Here is a 17,926-nt window from a genome sequence, read left to right as displayed (position 1 = left end):
CTGCTTTGTTACTTTTTCTAAGGGGATTTTCTTTATCATTTGGTATATCTATACGTTTTTCCTACTCCTCATATCTATAAAAATTTATCAGCACAAAAAACTGCATAGTACTTCAGCACAATACAGCAAGCATTAAGCTCTTTTAAGCGCAATAGCCTCTTTGATTAAATCATCAGAAGTCGTAAAAGCCTTAGCGTTCATAGAGTAGCCTCTTTGCATAAGAATAAGCCCTGTTAACGCATCTGCTACATCAACATTGCTTGTTTCAACATATCCTTGTAATATCTTGCCTTGTTTCAAATTAGAATCCTCGCCCCATACAAGTTTGGGATTCCCGCTTTGTTGTACAACCTCACCGTTAACAGTTGTTGGATTCAATGCAAAAAGATTGCCACCTACTTTCTTTAGTCCTTGGTCATTAGCAAACATTGCAAGCCCCACTCTACCAATAGCTTCAGTTTGTCCGTTGGTAAAAGCAACCGAAATAATACCTTCATTATTGATTCTAATGTTTGACATTTCACCACGATTTTTACCATCTTGTTCGGTATTGTTTGTTCCAGAATCTTGATACACATGATTTGTGCTGCGATTGAGTGTGAGTCTAATATTCTTTTGTCCCAAAAATGGAATATCCATATCATCAACATCTGCTTTGCCCTGTGGGTCAAAGAATATTTTACCTTCTTTGACTTCCGAACTTATAAGCATCCTATCCCCAGACAATTCATGCACATAGCTTCGTACATTCCAAGTCTCTGGCGACTGCTGTATGCCCTCGCCATCTCCTGCATTAATCAAAAAATATTCATTTCTTAGAGCATATTTCTTGCCACTTTCATCAAAAACTTCCGTGGTGTTAGTAAAGCTAGGTACACTTAAATTTGTCCCGGCAATGTAGTCGTTCTTTGCCATAGGATCCATCTCACCTGTAATATGCAATCTCTCAAAAAAATTCCCGCTCACTTTCACTTTTACAGGAGTACTAGTGTTGTTTTTCAACACCAGAATACCTTTTGGATCTATTGTACCATCTTGCCCCCTATTAAGCTCCAAATCAAGCCCAGTATCTCTTTTAATAAGATATTGCAATTGTCCCAATGTATGAAACTTGCCCTGCGAAGATGTCCCATCGCCATATTCGTAGCGTGCAATTTGCACAGTGCCATCGGGCATAGTTACTTCAATATCAGCCTTTGAGAAATTATTGGGTCGAATCATATCCCCATCTCGATTCGCCAAAGCGTTAAAATCATGGTTAAAAAAACCAATTTCATTAAATACGCCGTTTGTTGTATAAGCCTGAACAATATTCTTTAGTTCGCCTGTGCGATTGAGATTCACACTTAAATCTACTTTTGTGGTTTCAACAGGCTGATAGCTAATTTGTGGGGGAATGGCAATGGGTTTCATCACGCCCTTGGCAAGTTCTTTGTAATCCTTTTCAGGATCTTGAGAAGCTTTAAAGCTATTATTGCCTTGTATCTTACCCAAATTTACGCCATAAAGATAATATCCTTCGGAATTAACAAGATACCCTTCAGAATCCACAGTAAAATCTCCATTTTTTGTAAAATAATTCTCATCACTTACATTGAAATTATCTTTATCAATTTCAAATTGACCTTCTTTATTTTTACCCACAACAAACCATCCTTTACCAGTATATGCAACGGCTGTGTCGCTATCGGATTTTTTCAGATTACCCATTTTTGTAATGATATTGTTACTGCCGCCAGTAACGCCATAACTAAAATCATTGTTTGTTACGGTAGAAGTGTTTAGAGATTCCATGCTACGGGAAAAAAGTGTTTTAAATTCAGGATCATTGGCTTTATATCCCGCAGTATTTACGTTTGCAATATTGTTAGAAATACTATCAAGTCCAAACTGATGTGTTTTGATTCCGCTAACAGCATTTAGCATGGTATCATTCATAAAACTGCCTCCTGCAAATATCCTTAATTTGATTACTTACACTACCTTGTGCTCTATCTGCAATCAGGATTACCATGCAAAAGTCATACCAAATTAACAGGCTCTAAGCAACATATCCTACAACAACATTGCTCCTGCAATCCCGAATAACAACAAAGACAAATTATAAACCAAAAACGTAGGAATACAAGTGTCACGAATATGATTGTGTTGTAAATCTGCATTGAGCCCTGAAGTTGGACCTAAAGTGCTATCACTCGCTGGAGATCCAGCATCCCCCAATGCTCCTGCAATCCCCACAAGCAATATTAGAGCCTCTACGCTAAGTCCTAAATTCACACCTAAGGGAATATAAACCGCCGCAATAATAGGCACGGTGCCAAAAGATGTTCCAATACCCATAGTTATCAAAAGTCCAACCAACAACATAAGAGCAATCCCCACAAATTGAGTATGGGCTAGGCTTGAGACCATGCCAACTAGATTCTGAACTTCGCCACTCGCACGTAAAACTTCACCATATCCAGCAGCAATAAGCATAACAAAAGCGATAAAAGCCATCATTTTCAAGCCACCATCCATCACCAAATCAATTTCTTTCCAACGAATGCCGCCTAAAACAACCATACTCAATAGTCCTAGAAATGCCCCCACAGGCAAAGAATCTGTAAATAGTTGCCCAATAAATGTTATAGCAATACCAAGCAACATGACGTATTCTCTCCACCCCATACGAGACTTAGTAAATTCCTTGCCTACAGAATCTTGATAGATTCTAGGCTTTCTATAAAGCACAAAAACAGCCACAAGCAATCCCGCAAACATCGCTAACCCACCAATCCACATAATACTTGCAATCTGATCTAAGCTCACTTCCATTCCGTTAGCTATCATTTGATCTTTAATCACCGTATGGAAAATAAGTCCAAACCCAAAACCAAAAGTTATATACGGTGCTTGCAACCCAAAGGTAAGCGCACAGGCAACTGCTCTCCTATCAATTCGCAATTTATTCATAAGATGAAGAATTGGTGGGATAAGAATAGGAATAAAGGCGATGTGCACAGGAATGAGATTCTGCGAAAAACACGCAAAAAAAGCGATGCCTAATATTAACAAAAACTTCTTATCGCTAATACTCTTAGCAATAGCATGAATAACAATAGACATAAGATTAGTATGTGCGATAGCCGTAGCAATAGCCCCCAAGAGAATATAGCTAAGGGCTACATTCAAATTCCCCGCCATACCTTTAATCAAAATATCTACAGTTGCAACGAGCGTTTGCAACAGAACTTGCAGAGTATCTTTTTTAGAAGAGATATTTTGGAAATCTTGCAAAATTGTATCTGCATAATAGTCGGCGGATTCCGCATGAGATTCCAAAGGGGCATGTGATGATTGCTGACTATTCAATAAATTAGGTGAAAGCATACCCGCACATAATGCAGCCGTAAGAATAGCTAAAAGCACATTACAACGTAAAAGACACAGCGTTACCATAACCAATACAGACGCAACAACAGCATTACTCAAAATATCCATATTTTCCCTATTTCATTGAAATTTATTTCTTTTTTGTTCCAACAAAGTTTTTGCATAATTTAACGCGTTTACATCTAAATCAGAGCCACTAATCATACGCGCAATCTCCGCAATCCTACCATTATTATCAAGCAAGGTAATTTGCGCTTTATTGCAAGAATCTTTGTTGATAAGATAATGATGGTCGCTAAGTAATGGCATAAATGGTTGATGGGAAATGGCAAAAATTTGATAGCTTCGCGAAAGAAAACTAAGTAGTTTGGCTACGCCTTCACTCTCTTCTCCGCTAAGATTTGCATCGATTTCATCAAAAATAAGAATTCCTCTATATTGTAATCCTGCATATTCATTGCTTTGTGCAAGCGCACATAACATACTCAAACGTAGTCGATTGTATTCACCAGAAGAAACAAAATCTTTGGGAATAGAATCTAAAAAAATCTCTAAGCGGTCATATCCACTCTCACTAAGATGTGGCGATTCATCTTTACAATAACAATCTTGTAGATATGCGGATTCTTCCATTGTGCCCTGTAGTTGTAAGGTAATTGTTTGCAGTTTTAAATCTTTACCGAATCTATTTAGTCGCTCTTCAAACAAAGGCAAAGAATGCAATCTTGTTTCATGTATAATACACGCTAGATGATGTGTTTTTGTGGCTAGCTCGTGATATTTTTTTTCTAATTGTGTCTTGTCAAAAGCAACGTTTTCGTACTCTTTGAGCTTTTCTTGTTGTAATTCTAAATGTGTAAGAGCGTTTTCTATGCTGCCATATTTACGATTAATATCAGCCAATTGCGAAAGTCTATCCAATAATGCCTCTGGATTCAAATCTATTTGCTGAAACATCGCCATACTTTCCTCGAGTTTATCTCTCGCCTCAAGAACCGCAGACTCAAGACTATCTATATCCACTTCCAAAAGCTCAAAAGTCTTATAAACAGAATCTAAATCCTCTAGAGTCTGCAATGCCACCTTGCAATGTTGCATGATTTTTTCTCTTTTGCTTATCAATTTTTTATCATGTAAAAGCTTGTCATATTCCCCAATCTGTGGATTTACGCTTGCGATCCTCTCAATCTCAAACTTCGCAAAGTCTTTCAAGCTTTCGATATTTTGCTCTTTAGATTCTAATTCCCCTAAATCTTGCTTACATCGCTTAAATGCGAGAAAGGTTTCCTGATATTCTGATAGTATTTCTTGATACTTAGAATCTTGTGCAACAATAAGAGCATCTAAGGCATCTAACATATGCTTGCTTTCGAGTTCATTAGCGTCTTTTACACCAATATGGTGAATAAATTTTTTAGCAATTTCACCTAATTTCTTTTTTGAAATAGACTGTCGGTTAAAAAAATATCGTGTTTTCTGTTTTTTAAGCACAGAGACAATAGTTTCCCCATCACTATCAAGGATTTCATTGGAAATGCCCCATTCTTCCAAATCTATTCCAAGTGCATTAAAATCCATAGTAAGAGTAATTTCGATTAGTTCTGCAATCGGTTCTTTCAAGCCAAAAGCACTCAACATAGCGTTAAGAAACAACGATTTACCACTACCGCTTATGCCGCTAATAACATTGAAGCCCGCTTCGGTGTATATTTCAATATAGGAAAAAGTCGGCGACTTATTAATCAAAATACGTTTAATCATTACTACCCCATTGAATCCAATAATAATTGGTTATCATAAAGCTAAAAATAAGTTCTTGCTCCTTTGTAAGCCCTTTTCCAATAACTATTATCAAGCTTGGCTTTTGTTACGCTTTTGCCTGATCCTGGAGCATGAATAAATTCTCCGTTGCCAATATAAATTCCAACGTGATTAATTGCTGTACCATTATTCGTAACAAAAAACACCAAATCACCTTGTTGCAATTTTGCCTTTAATACAAACTTGCCCGCACGAAACTGCTCTTGCGAAATTCTTGGCAAATCCAACCCGTTCAATCGATAGACGGCGCGTACCAAACCACTACAATCAAAACCACTCGAGGATGTGCCTCCCCATTTATATGGTGTACCGATATAATTATGCGCATCGACAACAATATTCGCACGAATACTATGTGCTTTGCTTTGCTTTCTGGCAGAAACGCTATTAATGGCATAAGTCTCTGGATGCACTAGAAAAAAATCACTAATTAGTCCCTGTTTCTTGTATTTTGCAGCTTGCAGTTTTGCAAGATTGGCATTTGCATAATTTCCGAATCTGACTTTATACACTCCATTATACTTAAAGAAAAAAGCATCAAGCCCCTTTTTATTGAGCGAATCAACCAGCTTCCCTGCATTTTCAAGTTTCTTAAAACTACCCACTTGAATACTATAGGCAATATTTCTATAAGGCAATTGTGATTGTTCATTATTAGAATGTAGAGTAGCACTAACACAATTTGACAAAAAACAAAGAATAAGCAGGATAAAAAATCTTGGCATCAACAATATAACTCTCTAAGATCGGATAACAAAGCTATATTATAGTAAATTTTAATCAAATAAGAATGTAGAATAAATTGCAGTAAAATGAAGATGTTATTTAGGTATTGATAATGAATTACGTACCCCGTTATCAATAGCAAGTGGTTCATAATTATCAATGCCAATTGTAACACCTGTCGTCATATTCTTAAAAAGAGTATGACCTGGTTGCCTCTCGTAATAAATCATTTCACCTGATTGCTGGAATCTTTGCACAGAAACACCGTTAGCAGCAACTTGTTTTCCTTTGCCTCCAAAAATATCGCGTCCAAAAATAATATCTTCAAATAAGTCCCCATAGCTTACTGCACCAAAAAACTTCTTAGAAATAGCCCACTTAAAGCTACATTCAGTTAACACACACATTTTGCCAGACTTCACTCTTATACTGCCAATAGTTTGAGCGTACTTGAATAACTCTAGCTTTACTAACCCGCTTTGATAGGTATTTAATCTTGCGTAATCGTAGAATTTGAAAGGGGCTGTATTGATATATAATAATTTAACTTCGCTTGTAATGATATTTTGTGGCTCTTGTTCTTGAGGAGTGAAAACCGGATCCGATTTACTGCTATTAGACGATAAATTAGGTTGTTTATAATGAATGCCGTCGAGATTACCTTGTGTTCGCAGTTCTGGATCATTGCTTGCACATGCACTAACAATGAATCCTAATATACACAAAACAGCAATCCGTAAAACACATCGATACATTCATGACCTTTAAGTAAGTATTTTAATAATTGTAGCATAAAGCATTCTGCCATACGAAACTTTTAACACCATATAAAAGCCGTATATTATACTAGATCTACATAAATTGTAAGTTTGTTTAACTTGCGAGAGCCGTATTATCAACCGTTATTTAAAACACGATGCCAAATTCTTCCATCAAGCTTCACTTCCATATTAACCTGACAAAGTCCATCTTTATATGCAGTTTCTGTAATTTCGGCATTCTTAATTAAAGCTTGAACTCTGCCTTTTATAGTAGAGTTTTGCGCGATCATATCGCGTATTGTATCATTCGCATTAATACGGATACCATACATTTTTTCACCAATCTGTCTATATGCGTCAACAATTGCGGCTCGCTTTGCTAATGCTAAAGCCTGCGCAGGAGATACAGTGGATTCTGGTGCAACGCCCATACCTACTGCTTGAATTTCAATAACGTTATTAGGGGTAAGCAAAGGAGAATTTTGAATCCCCACAGATGCATCATTATCGCTTACCCTTCTCATATCATCAAAGTTATCACGTGTTCGTTCAAATCCTTGCTCATATCCACCATTTCCATTTCTTGTATTACGAGAATAATCGCCTCTATCATATCTTGGAACAGGATTATAATCATACTGCGAAGCTGGAACCATAGGACCTGCAGCCATTGGCATACTACTTGGTGCATATTGCTGTGAAACAGGCATAGATGGTACTGGCGGTGTTGTAGGTTGAGCTATCACACCACTAGGACCAACAGGGGTTGAAGCCATAAGATTGGGATTAGCATTATAGCCAACGGGCGGATAGGTAGGCACAGACAAAGGTGCTAAAGATGGTCCCCCTGCTGTTGGTGGAACCAATGCAGAATTATCCGCATGTGAACCCGAATCAAAGCAACCAGTTAAAAATATTACCGAAAGAGCTGAAGCAACCAAAAGTTTTGTTTTCATGTTAAACATCCTTATTTAAATATTATGCAAACCTTGCATATCATATTTTATAGCCGAAGCAAAAAACGTGCCATATTCTAAAATTACAATTACAATTCCACGTGGTTCTTCCATTCAAATAATCGCCATTGCAACACAATATTAAGAAATGAACATTTACGTTTGCAAGTTTTAGGTTTGTAATGATGTTTAGGGACCAAGTATTATAGACATAAGATTAGGCTCATATCTAGTAGAAGTAAGTCACGCTCGGCAAACTCTAAAATTATAAATACTTGCTATAATACCAAGCTTAGTAATCCTCAGAACTAAGGATAATTATGTCTAGTTGCACTCCAACACTCTCTATTATCATACCTTGTTATAACGAAAGAGCCACCATAGAGCCCTTACTCAAATCTGTATGCAGTGTTGCAATTCCTTATCACAAAGAAATTATTATCGTTGATGATTGTAGTTGTGATGGAACAAAGGAGATTCTTAAAAACATAGAATCTTGTGGGATAAAAATTGACGCCCATGATTTTTCACAAACAAAATCTACCCCCCCCCCCCCCGTTGATTTAACACATCAAACACAATATTCCACTGTTACTGCAGTTATTTATCATAGCACCAATCAAGGCAAGGGAGCAGCTATTCGGACCGGTATTGCGCGCGCAAATGGCAACATAGTGCTCGTCCAAGATGCAGATTTAGAATACGATCCTAGTGAATATCCTAAGCTTCTAGCTCCAATAGAAAAAGGTGTCGCCGATGTAGTGTTTGGCTCAAGATTTGCAAGTGGGGATTCTCATCGTGTGCTGTACTTCTGGCATAGAATGGGCAATGGACTACTCACACTGTTCTCAAACATGATGACCAACCTTAACCTTACGGATATGGAAACGTGCTATAAAGTTTTTAAACGTGAAATTATTTCCCGTATTACTATAGAAGAAAATCGCTTTGGATTCGAACCTGAAATCACCGCTAAAATTGCCAAGATTAAAGGCGTAAGAATCTACGAAGTAGGTATTAGTTACTATGGTCGCACTTATGAAGAAGGCAAGAAAATCGGAGTAAAAGACGGGCTACGCGCGCTATGGGCAATTGTGAAATATAGATTCAAAAGTTAAGGCATTTCCGATGGAGTATTTATTGGTAAATGCAAAAATAGCCATTGCAGTGTTATTGTGGATTGTCGCTACGTTTGGTTTCGGAACAATATTTGTAAAGATCATAGAAAGATTCTCTGGCTCCATAGGCATCAAATCTTCTTTCTTAATGTGTGTTGATACAAAGTTTAATGTCCTATTCAAAGGGCTGTTAGGCGTCTTTTTCTTAGCTGTTCTTGTGGGGATTGTCAATTTTTTCATTCCTATTAGCCAAAAAGTTTCTGTTCTATTCTGTATAGTGGGAATCGTAATCGCCTTATGCTCCATAAAAAATATATTTAGTCAAGAACAAAAACATGCAGAAACCACTCAATGTAATCCATCTACAAGCAATTACCTATTTGCGATTTTTTCATTTGTGTTGGCTTTACTTGTTGCCACATTTTTTTCTTTTGTTAACGAAAATCACGCCGACACACTTGGCTATCATAGTGGAGCAACACAATGGGTACAAGAATACCCTATTGTCTTTGGTATTGCGAACATCCACACACGCTTTGGATTCAATAATATTCTTTACAATTTTGCAGCCTTGAGCGAAGTGTCTAACTTGTTCCCTTCAATCCGAAGTTTCATTTTAAATGAAGTGTGTCTATTTTATTTTTGCTTTGCTGGTTTCCTCGCACTTTTTACGTTAAAAATCCAAAATTTTTCATCTATTTTTATGTCCCTCATATTATTGTGGATACCTTTGGTATTTTGGCATTTCTTTGGTTTATATGTTGAATCTTTGTTGGGATGTTTAGGATTCAGCATTGTTGGGTTTATGCTCTATTGCTATGAATCTTGCAACGTAAATCTTCAAGCAAGAAACAAACACTTCTCTAACATAGACGAAATACAACGCGTACATTTCTCCTTTATAGTCATAATATTTTTATGCTTTTTTGCGGTGTACATTAAAATATCTTCCATATTTCTTTTATTTTGTGCTTTAACGTCCTACTGTGGCCTCATAATAAAACTGAAATCCAACAATAAAGATAGCATACTTCCTAAAACTATTTCTATAATGTATACTGCTAGACTATGTGTTTTTAGTTGTGCCGCGTGCGCAGTATTGGGGCTAGCTTGGGCATTAAAGGGTATTTGTCTCTCTGGCATGCCCGCCTATCCTGCGAAAGTGCTTCACTTTCCCAATCTCCCATGGACAATAGAAGAATCAATACGGATAGGCGACATACGCGCTATTCACAATTGGGCAAGAGTCAAAGATACCGAAAATGGGGATATTCTTATTGAACAAGGCAAATGGCTAAAAACATGGTTTTATACTTTCCTCATCAAAGATCCTTGGCAAAGACCACTCTTTATCGCGGGAATAATAATTATATTAGCATTCCTTGCCCTTTTGTGTTGTAAAAAATCCACATATCAAACTATTCGCGCGAATATCAATCCTTTTTCCATAGGATTATCTGTGGGATTAATATCAGGAGTAACATTTTGGTTCTTGAGTGCTCCAGACCCGCGATTTGGCTATTCATATATTCTTCCAATCTATGGGATTATTCTCGCCTACAACATCTCTATATGCAAGGATAACTATATCGCAATAAAAACCATCGCATTTTTGCATTCCAAACCTATAACTAATTTTAATATTCTGCTCGGTATTTTATTGTTTTGTCATATATATGGGCACATGCGTAGCGACAAGCCCATATTGAATGGCTTTAAGTTTTTTAAACTCACCGATACACAGAAAATTATGGAACAAAAGCAATACTCTACCAAACAAACCGAATCTGGATTAACACTTCACTTTGAATATTGTGGAAATGCTCCTTTGCCATGCGCCAACTACTTTAAACCCAACTTACAAAAAGGACAGTTCATGAAAAGAGATATGTATTATATTAACAAGGTGCAGCCATGAAAGAAGCTATTTTAGAACCCATGCTGCGAACCATGCGTTTAAAGAAAATTCTTCCTAGTGTTAGAGAATTTGCCAATCCTAAAGTACTTGATATTGGTTGTGGCTGGGAAGCAAGATTACTGCAAGAGATAGAGCCGTTTATTACTCATGGTGTGGGCATCGACTTAAAAGCACCCACGATACATACTGATAAACTTCATGTTTTTAGTCATTTCTTTGAATCAAAAGAAGGGATAGATTCATTTAACGCAAGCAAAGCCTCTTCATGCAATAATAAAAAATGCGATTTGCCTTTTGATAATGAATCTTTTGAGATAGCAACATTGCTAGCGGTTTTAGAGCATTTGCATCACCCACTAGAAATGCTCAAAGAAATTCATAGGATTCTCAAACCAAAAGGTATCCTACTCTTAACTGTCCCCAGTCGTCTTGCAAAACCACTATTAGAATTCCTCGCTTATAAGCTGCATATAGTGAGTGAAGCAGAAATTAGAGATCATAAACAATATTATAATAAGACAGATATATACAAATTAATATCGATGGTACAAGGACTTACAATAGTAAAACATCAATATTTCCAATTTGGTATGAATAATTTTTGTAAGATAGTGAAACAATAAACCGTTATGCTCTTGCGCGTTTGCCTTGTGTAAGGAATATTATTAAACGTATTAATAAATTATCAATTCTTCTTTTTCTTTATTTTTGCCTATCTTTGTGCGCTTACAATGCTCGACAATTTTACCATGTAGTCTTGCCATAACTTGCGCCAATGAAATATCGAAATCGTAAAGAGTTATTGCTGCAGTTAGATTCGTGAGCAAAAAATCCTGCATATCCTCATAACTTTTATGTTCATAGCCTAAAGATATGAGTAGTTTCTGCGTATATCGGTCAACAACCATCTCTTCTCTTTTAAGCGCGTAATTCAGGATACTTGAGGCACTTTCATTGCCAATGCCTTTTTGGAGAAGTAGCCATTCTTTATTGACTTTTTTCGCAAAATTATCAAAACTACCAAAATCTTGTACAATATTTTTTGTTATTAAGGCGATATAACGCGCCTTTTGATTGTGAAATCCCGCCTTGCGAATAAGTTTTGCTATTGTGTCGTGACTTGTTTTATAAAGTATTGCAAGCAAAGAATCCTGCCATTGTGTTTGTGAAATAAAAGCGAGATTAGGATATTCATAATGTTTAAATGATTCAATATAACATGAATCAAATTGAAAAATGCAATCCATCTGAATAAACAAATATTCATATAACGCGACAAGTGCAGACCAAGCATTCTCATACTTAGTGTTTTGCCCCAAAATGCCAGCAAAGCACATTGAAATATCGGGAATTTCAGAATCTAATGCTCCACAAATTTCCATTCCCCTATCTATTTTTACAGAACGGAAACTTGGCCACCACCACGAATGGCTATCCCCTATCTTATAGTGTCTTTTAAGGACGGTCAGTAAATCATATCCATTGAATATTTGGTTTTTAAAAGTTGTCATTAAGAATCTTTTAGCCTCTTCATATTTAAAAACGTTATTTAGCAGCAAGAATTAATAACTTGGTTGCGATGAGTATTGCCAACACAACAACCTTTCATTAACCAACAATCATATTCATGTTACAAGAATGTACGTACAGCCCAATACAACTTCTCTTCCACTAACTTTTTATTTTGCAGCCATTCTTGATGAGAATTTTCCCCCACCTTATTACTTACGCACAAAATTGCAAAGCATGGAATCTGAAAATATTGTGCTACCTTAAAGACGCTAAATGTTTCCATATTTTCAAGCAAAATATTTGCGGAAAGCATCATCTGATTATATTGGGACGTGTTAGTAATATAATTGCTTGAATTAACAACAGCCTCTAGAATATTTGCTTTCATTAGTGTTTCACATGAAACAAATCGAGAAGATTCTACAAGAATGCTATTATCAATTGGTGTATAAGACTGATTTTGTAAAAATGATAGTTCAATCTGTGTTGCATGCCTGCTAACAAACAACGTGCCTATTGCTACCGTAGAATCATAACTTCCAGCACTACCGACAAACAGCAAATACTTTGGCGCATAACGCAAACAAATCTGCGTAAGTCCTATTGTGCTTTCAACAATTCCTACACCAATATCCTTAGCGAAGCCAAAAGACTCTCCATTGCCAGCACAAACGATCATCACATTCCTTTCCATATGGCATAAATTATTGAGTGCATCGCTTCAAACTCAATAATTCGATGTTTAATAGGGTAAGTAATTGTAATATATCAATTCCAATACACAAAATTTAATTATATTATGTTTCAATAAGAAACATAATAATGAATGTTTTTTATACATTTTTTACAAAATGTGTAGATTTTGTGCTATTTTTCTACTTTTTGTTCGCTTTAACTAAAACATTTTTGGGTTAGAATCAAATATAGATTTTTATAAACATTATGAATCTGCCCTATTAAACGAGAAATATTCATAATTTTATGTTTAAAATCTCACGAATACAATAGATAAGGACTATAATGGAAAATATGGGTATTTTAGAAGCAAAGCGAGCAGAATTTGATTCTCTGCTTACAGAAATTGCTCATTATGTAACACAAGAAAAGATTACCTCAGATTTAGCCTACGAAACGGCAAAATATTGCTTTATGGACACTTTAGGATGCGGACTTTTAGCCTTAGCATTTCCACAATGTACAAAGTTACTGGGTCCTGTAGTCGATGGAGCAGAGTTTAATGAAGGAGTAAGGGTACCGGGTACAAGTTATAAATTAGAACCAGAACGAGGTGCATTCAACATTGGCGCGATGGTGAGATGGTTAGACTTCAATGATACATGGCTTGCGGCAGAATGGGGGCATCCTAGCGACAACTTGGGAGCGATTTACGCGATAGCCGATTATTTGAGCCGTAAAAACATAAAGGAGAGGAAAGACGGTTTACTGCTTAAAGAGGTTTTAGAATGTATGATAAAAGCACACGAGATTCAAGGCGTTTTAGCGTTAGAAAATTCTTTTAACTCAGTTGGTTTAGATCATGTATTGTTAGTGCGCATTGCAAGCACAGCCGTATCATGCGCAATGCTTGGTGGTAACTTGGAAGAAGTGCGCAACGCCATTTCTCTAGCTTTTGTTGATGGATGTTCCTTAAGAACCTATCGACACGCTCCTAATACAGGCTCAAGGAAAAGCTGGGCAGCAGGAGATGCAAGTGCGCGAGGAGTAAATCTAGCACTTAAAGCACTCAAAGGTGAAATGGGTTATCCCACTGCATTATCAGCAAAATTTTGGGGATTTGAAGACGTCAATATGAAAGGCAAAAAAGTCATAGTCAAACAAAAGTTTGGTAGTTATGTGATGGAAAATGTTTTGTTTAAAATCAGCTTCCCGGCAGAATTTCATGCACAAACAGCGGTAGAATGTGCTCTTAAACTACATGGGGAAGCGAAACACAGGCTCCATGAGATTGAGAAAATTATTATTACTACACAAGAATCTGGGCACAGGATTATTAATAAAGTTGGGGAATTAGCTAATCCGGCCGATAGAGATCACTGCATTCAATATATGGTAGCTATTCCTCTCATTTATGGAGAGTTACAAGCAAAACATTATGAGGATGACATCGCAGCAAATCCTCTAATTGACGAACTTCGCGCGAAAATGGTGGTCGAAGTAGACGATAGATATACAAGAGAATACCTAGAATCCGACAAACGTTCCATAGCAAATGCAGTGCAAATCTTTTATAAAGATGGCACAAAAAGCGAAAAAATCGAAATTGATTACCCCGTTGGACACAAAAGAAGAAGAACAGAAGGTATTCCCCTTTTAATCAATAAATTCCACAATGCTTTAGCCACAAGGTTAAGCCCTAAAAAATGCGAACAAATAAAAGCTATCTTCGCAGATTCTGAAAAAGCCTACAATACACCTTTCGTTAAAATTAGTGAGTTGTTTGCCTTGTAGTTGTAATACTTTCCACATGCTAGCATTTATTATAAAGCTAGCTTCAATTCGCACGTGCAAAATACAATGAAACTATGTCTAAAATGCTGTTTGTAATTTAATCCTAAAGTTAATCTAAATTTACATTCACATCTGTTATCATAATATTGAGACCGTTATTTCTATCTGCTTTCATATTAATATGACACGGCGAGCATGTGTATTTTTCAACTACTAAAACAATCTCTTTTCTCAAATCATCAAAGTTACCCTTGGCAATAACCCTCTCGTTGCCAAGGGTAACCTGTAACCGCTGCTTTGCGTTGTACGCGGAATTGGATACAGCATAAACATCATTGTCTTTACTACGAAAAAACATGTTAACCCTTTTTAATACTAAAAAACCTTTTCAAAGACTCCACAAACCCAGAATTTGAATCGAATGCTGGAATAGGAACATTTTCCCCTAAAACACGCATAGCGATTCTTTGGTAGCATAAACCACTAATAGTTTTAGCAAATATCGTAGGTTCTCCGTTATTGGTGGCACATACTACTTTTTCGTCTTCTGGGACAACACCTATAATTGGTAAGGCTAAAATCTCTTGCACATCGTCACAACTCATCATTTCTTGCTTTGCTACCAAATCAGGCTTTAAACGATTGACGATAATATGTTTTTCTATTTCTTTACCTTGTCTCGCCTTATCACTTTTAGAATCTAAAATGCCAATTACCCTGTCGCTATCACGTACAGAGCTTATCTCTGGTGTTACAATAATCAGAGCTCGGTCAGCCCAGAAAATCGTATGTTCAAAACCGCTTTCAATTCCGGCTGGACTATCTAAAAGAATATAGTCAAAGTCAAGCTTAAGTTTTTCAAGCAAATTTTGCACTTTATTTTTATCTAAAATTGTTTTGTCTTTACTTTGACTAGCTGGCAGAAAATACAGGTTTTTTGCTTTTTTATGATTAACAATAGCCTGAGAAAGATTGCATTTACCCTCCATAACATCTACAATATCATAAACAATACGTCGCTCAAGCCCTAAAATCATATCCAGATTCCGAAGTCCGATGTCAAAATCAACAGCAACCACTTTTTTATCTTGTTGCGATAATCCTATGCTAAGATTTGCTGTTGCAGTGGATTTACCTACCCCTCCTTTACCCGACGTAATGGCTATGACAACACCGCCGCTTGTTGCACGATCATCTGTTGTTGTAATAGGGGATAGTTTTCGCTCTGAATATTGCATCTGTTTTCCCTGTGTTCGAGTAAATAAAGCCTATTTTAGCAGAATATTGGCAGAATATTGCTTGGTTTTACATTTATCTAATCTATAAAATATCCAAATTGAGAGTTCTTAAAAATTATGATTCAAGCTTGTACCCCACACCACGTACAGAAATAATATATTGCGGAGACTTGGGATTTTCTTCGATTTTAGAACGTAATCTACCAATGATAACATCGATACTTTTATTTGAGCTTTCTGGATTAATAGACTCCGACTCTATGGCGATTGCTTCCCGACTAAAAACATGTCCTTTCTTGCTAATGAGTAGTGTAAGTATTTCGTATTCCGCTCTTGTTAGTTCAAGCTTCTTTTCTTTGAAATACACTTCTCGGGTATCTTTATCAATACGAAAAGTGGCTGTCTTGCTTGCGGTTTTTTCTTCTGCAAGCTTTTGTGAATAACGTCGCAATAAAGATTGTATCCTGGCGACTAATTCCTTAGGATCGTAGGGCTTTGGAATATAGTCATCTGCTCCACTATCAAGGGCTTCTATCTTATCATTTATGTCGCTTCTTGCCGATGAAATAATAATAGGAATATTTTTTTGCTTTGCAACTTTCTTGCATACCTCCAATCCGTCAAGATTCGGCAATGTCAAGTCCAATAGCAACAAATCAAAATGCTTTGTTGCCAACGCCGACATACCAGTGTAGGGTTCATCATAATTTGTTACATTTATATCATGTTGTCTAAGATAATCGCTTAAAACTTCTGCTAATTCAACATCGTCTTCTATCATAAGAATTTCTAACATTTGCATAGTCCCTTATCGTGAAATAATATGATTATAGATTATCTTATATAAAAAATCTCTTAACCACTTAATGTGTCCTAAATTGCATTAATAATCAAAATATAGTAGAATGATTACATTATTCAAGAAAGGTTAAACATTAATGACAGATTCTATAAATAATTCCACACAATCGACAATTCCACACCAATATCTCCAAAAACTTTGCTCTTCTACCTTGAAACTAGGCTCAAGAGGCTCTATGCTAGCTCTCTGGCAAGCAAACCACATTAAAGAAAGATTGGAATCTAGTGGAATTAAGGTAGAGATTCAGATTGTCAAAACAAAGGGCGATAAGCTCCTTGATGCGCCGCTAGCAAAGATTGGCGGGAAAGGACTATTCACCAAAGAATTAGAACACAAACTCTTGGATGGTGAAATCGACTTAGCAGTGCATTCTCTCAAAGATGTACCTGTGAACATAGAGCCCAAACTATGCCTTGCGGCAATTACAGCGCGCGAAGATAGTAGAGATTGTTTTGTAAGCAAAAAGTACCCATCATTGCAAGATTTACCAGCACATGCGAAAGTAGGGACAACTTCCCTAAGAAGAAGTATGCAAATAAAAACTATGCGTCCTGATTTAGATACACAAAATCTTCGAGGCAATGTTCAAACAAGAATCCAACGTTTAATAAACGGCGATTTTCACGCCATTATATTGGCTATGGCAGGATTAAAACGTTTGGAAATATCTAGCAATGGCACTGAAAACGGTCACACGCATTCGCCATATTATATCGTCCCATTTCATACTTCAGAGATGATACCCGCCATGGGACAAGGTGCCTTAGGAATCGAGTGCCGCGATATAAAACATTTTCCTGAATCCAGAGACCAAGCTATCTATCATATTCTCTCATCTCTGCACGATGAAGAGAGTGCGGTGTGTTGCCTTATTGAACGTTCATTTATTAGGCTTTTAGGCGGAAGCTGTCAATCCCCTATTGGAATCCACGCACAAACTCTAAGTTCGCAGACAATACAAATAGAGTGCATAGCAGGAAATCTTGAAGCAAGTAAAATCTTGAGAGATAAAAAAATATGTCATAAAAATGACGTTCAATATACCCTGCAAGATATGGTAAATGAACTAAAACAACAAGGCATAGAATTTCTTTTGCAAGAAGTTGCTCAAGAGACGTGACATGATATTCTTGTAGAAATTATTCAAAATAAGCTAAAATATTCTATTGC

The 17,926-nt window shown here is 36.6% G+C and carries 16 protein-coding genes; 5 read left to right on the top strand and 11 right to left on the bottom strand.

Going from position 1 to position 17,926, the window contains the following annotated elements; all coding sequences use genetic code 11:
* Window positions 1–132 precede the first annotated feature (132 nt).
* The 6 genes from CQA66_RS04215 to CQA66_RS04190 form a co-directional block, all read right to left on the bottom strand.
* Complete coding sequence (locus CQA66_RS04215) at window positions 133–1,938, bottom strand: flagellar hook-basal body complex protein (RefSeq protein ID WP_104763509.1); 1,806 nt, start codon at window positions 1,936–1,938, stop codon at window positions 133–135.
* 117 nt (window positions 1,939–2,055) lie between these two features.
* Complete coding sequence (locus tag CQA66_RS04210; RefSeq protein ID WP_104763508.1) at window positions 2,056–3,483, bottom strand: Na+/H+ antiporter family protein; 1,428 nt, start codon at window positions 3,481–3,483, stop codon at window positions 2,056–2,058.
* A 12-nt stretch (window positions 3,484–3,495) separates the two neighbouring features.
* The gene (locus CQA66_RS04205) at window positions 3,496–5,136 is read right to left on the bottom strand and encodes a DNA repair protein RecN (protein WP_104763507.1); all 1,641 of its coding nucleotides are present in this window, start codon (window positions 5,134–5,136) and stop codon (window positions 3,496–3,498) included.
* A 41-nt stretch (window positions 5,137–5,177) separates the two neighbouring features.
* The gene (locus CQA66_RS04200) at window positions 5,178–5,921 is read right to left on the bottom strand and encodes an NlpC/P60 family protein (protein ID WP_104763592.1); all 744 of its coding nucleotides are present in this window, start codon (window positions 5,919–5,921) and stop codon (window positions 5,178–5,180) included.
* Between the two features lie 96 nt (window positions 5,922–6,017).
* Entirely contained in the window at window positions 6,018–6,677 is a 660-nt protein-coding gene (locus CQA66_RS04195) for an HP0838 family lipoprotein (protein WP_104763506.1), read from the bottom strand.
* Between the two features lie 140 nt (window positions 6,678–6,817).
* Window positions 6,818–7,639, bottom strand: a complete 822-nt coding sequence (locus CQA66_RS04190; protein ID WP_115582549.1) for an LPP20 family lipoprotein — start codon at window positions 7,637–7,639, stop codon at window positions 6,818–6,820.
* A gap of 320 nt (window positions 7,640–7,959) precedes the next feature.
* Here CQA66_RS04190 and CQA66_RS04185 point away from each other — a divergent pair, with 320 nt between their 5' ends.
* Genes CQA66_RS04185 through CQA66_RS04175 form a run of 3 tightly spaced genes read left to right on the top strand, consistent with a single transcriptional unit; the run spans window position 7,960 to window position 11,298 of the window.
* The gene (locus CQA66_RS04185) at window positions 7,960–8,757 is read left to right on the top strand and encodes a glycosyltransferase family 2 protein (RefSeq protein ID WP_104763505.1); all 798 of its coding nucleotides are present in this window, start codon (window positions 7,960–7,962) and stop codon (window positions 8,755–8,757) included.
* A gap of 10 nt (window positions 8,758–8,767) precedes the next feature.
* Entirely contained in the window at window positions 8,768–10,675 is a 1,908-nt protein-coding gene (locus CQA66_RS04180) for an LIC_10190 family membrane protein (protein ID WP_104763504.1), read from the top strand.
* Window positions 10,672–11,298, top strand: a complete 627-nt coding sequence (locus CQA66_RS04175; RefSeq protein ID WP_104763503.1) for a class I SAM-dependent methyltransferase — start codon at window positions 10,672–10,674, stop codon at window positions 11,296–11,298. Before CQA66_RS04180 ends, CQA66_RS04175 begins: the two co-directional genes overlap by 4 nt.
* A 51-nt stretch (window positions 11,299–11,349) precedes the next feature.
* Here the strand turns inward: CQA66_RS04175 and CQA66_RS04170 are convergent, their stop codons facing one another.
* Together CQA66_RS04170 and CQA66_RS04165 are read right to left on the bottom strand one after the other, a co-directional pair.
* A complete protein-coding gene (locus tag CQA66_RS04170) occupies window positions 11,350–12,186 on the bottom strand; it encodes an endonuclease III (RefSeq protein WP_104763502.1) in 837 nt (278 codons plus the stop codon).
* A 119-nt stretch (window positions 12,187–12,305) separates the two neighbouring features.
* Window positions 12,306–12,866, bottom strand: a complete 561-nt coding sequence (locus tag CQA66_RS04165; protein ID WP_104763501.1) for a 5'-methylthioadenosine/S-adenosylhomocysteine nucleosidase family protein — start codon at window positions 12,864–12,866, stop codon at window positions 12,306–12,308.
* Between the two features lie 341 nt (window positions 12,867–13,207).
* Here CQA66_RS04165 and prpD point away from each other — a divergent pair, with 341 nt between their 5' ends.
* Window positions 13,208–14,656, top strand: coding sequence for a 2-methylcitrate dehydratase (gene prpD / locus CQA66_RS04160; RefSeq protein ID WP_181882235.1), 1,449 nt, complete (start codon window positions 13,208–13,210; stop codon window positions 14,654–14,656).
* A 109-nt stretch (window positions 14,657–14,765) separates the two neighbouring features.
* Here the strand turns inward: prpD and CQA66_RS04155 are convergent, their stop codons facing one another.
* The 3 genes from CQA66_RS04155 to arsR all read right to left on the bottom strand — a co-directional run bounded on the left by CQA66_RS04155 (window position 14,766) and on the right by arsR (window position 16,690).
* The gene (locus CQA66_RS04155; protein ID WP_104763499.1) at window positions 14,766–15,014 is read right to left on the bottom strand and encodes a cell division topological specificity factor MinE; all 249 of its coding nucleotides are present in this window, start codon (window positions 15,012–15,014) and stop codon (window positions 14,766–14,768) included.
* 1 nt (window position 15,015) lies between these two features.
* Window positions 15,016–15,894: a septum site-determining protein MinD gene (minD, locus tag CQA66_RS04150; protein WP_104763498.1), complete on the bottom strand. Its 879-nt coding sequence runs from the start codon at window positions 15,892–15,894 to the stop codon at window positions 15,016–15,018.
* A gap of 115 nt (window positions 15,895–16,009) precedes the next feature.
* Complete coding sequence (arsR, locus tag CQA66_RS04145) at window positions 16,010–16,690, bottom strand: acid response regulator transcription factor ArsR (RefSeq protein WP_104763497.1); 681 nt, start codon at window positions 16,688–16,690, stop codon at window positions 16,010–16,012.
* Between the two features lie 142 nt (window positions 16,691–16,832).
* Here arsR and hemC point away from each other — a divergent pair, with 142 nt between their 5' ends.
* A complete protein-coding gene (gene hemC, locus CQA66_RS04140; RefSeq protein ID WP_104763496.1) occupies window positions 16,833–17,876 on the top strand; it encodes a hydroxymethylbilane synthase in 1,044 nt (347 codons plus the stop codon).
* The last annotated feature ends 50 nt before the right edge of the window (window positions 17,877–17,926 follow it).

This window comes from Helicobacter aurati, assembly GCF_003364265.1.
Classification (GTDB): Bacteria; Campylobacterota; Campylobacteria; order Campylobacterales; family Helicobacteraceae; genus Helicobacter_A; species Helicobacter_A aurati.
The sequence above is the reverse complement of the archived record's forward strand: the minus strand, read 5'-3'. Positions and strand labels throughout refer to the sequence as shown.

Coding starts and splice junctions, on each gene's coding strand:
- CQA66_RS04180 (WP_104763504.1), top strand. CDS start 8,768: ATGGAGTATTTATTGGTAAATGCAAAAATAGCCATTGCAGTGTTATTG.
- arsR (WP_104763497.1), bottom strand. CDS start 16,690: ATGTTAGAAATTCTTATGATAGAAGACGATGTTGAATTAGCAGAAGTT.
- CQA66_RS04165 (WP_104763501.1), bottom strand. CDS start 12,866: ATGATCGTTTGTGCTGGCAATGGAGAGTCTTTTGGCTTCGCTAAGGAT.
- minD (WP_104763498.1), bottom strand. CDS start 15,894: ATGCAATATTCAGAGCGAAAACTATCCCCTATTACAACAACAGATGAT.
- prpD (WP_181882235.1), top strand. CDS start 13,208: ATGGAAAATATGGGTATTTTAGAAGCAAAGCGAGCAGAATTTGATTCT.
- CQA66_RS04190 (WP_115582549.1), bottom strand. CDS start 7,639: ATGAAAACAAAACTTTTGGTTGCTTCAGCTCTTTCGGTAATATTTTTA.
- CQA66_RS04155 (WP_104763499.1), bottom strand. CDS start 15,014: ATGTTTTTTCGTAGTAAAGACAATGATGTTTATGCTGTATCCAATTCC.
- CQA66_RS04175 (WP_104763503.1), top strand. CDS start 10,672: ATGAAAGAAGCTATTTTAGAACCCATGCTGCGAACCATGCGTTTAAAG.
- CQA66_RS04215 (WP_104763509.1), bottom strand. CDS start 1,938: ATGAATGATACCATGCTAAATGCTGTTAGCGGAATCAAAACACATCAG.
- CQA66_RS04205 (WP_104763507.1), bottom strand. CDS start 5,136: ATGATTAAACGTATTTTGATTAATAAGTCGCCGACTTTTTCCTATATT.
- CQA66_RS04200 (WP_104763592.1), bottom strand. CDS start 5,921: ATGCCAAGATTTTTTATCCTGCTTATTCTTTGTTTTTTGTCAAATTGT.
- CQA66_RS04170 (WP_104763502.1), bottom strand. CDS start 12,186: ATGACAACTTTTAAAAACCAAATATTCAATGGATATGATTTACTGACC.
- CQA66_RS04185 (WP_104763505.1), top strand. CDS start 7,960: ATGTCTAGTTGCACTCCAACACTCTCTATTATCATACCTTGTTATAAC.
- CQA66_RS04210 (WP_104763508.1), bottom strand. CDS start 3,483: ATGGATATTTTGAGTAATGCTGTTGTTGCGTCTGTATTGGTTATGGTA.
- CQA66_RS04195 (WP_104763506.1), bottom strand. CDS start 6,677: ATGTATCGATGTGTTTTACGGATTGCTGTTTTGTGTATATTAGGATTC.
- hemC (WP_104763496.1), top strand. CDS start 16,833: ATGACAGATTCTATAAATAATTCCACACAATCGACAATTCCACACCAA.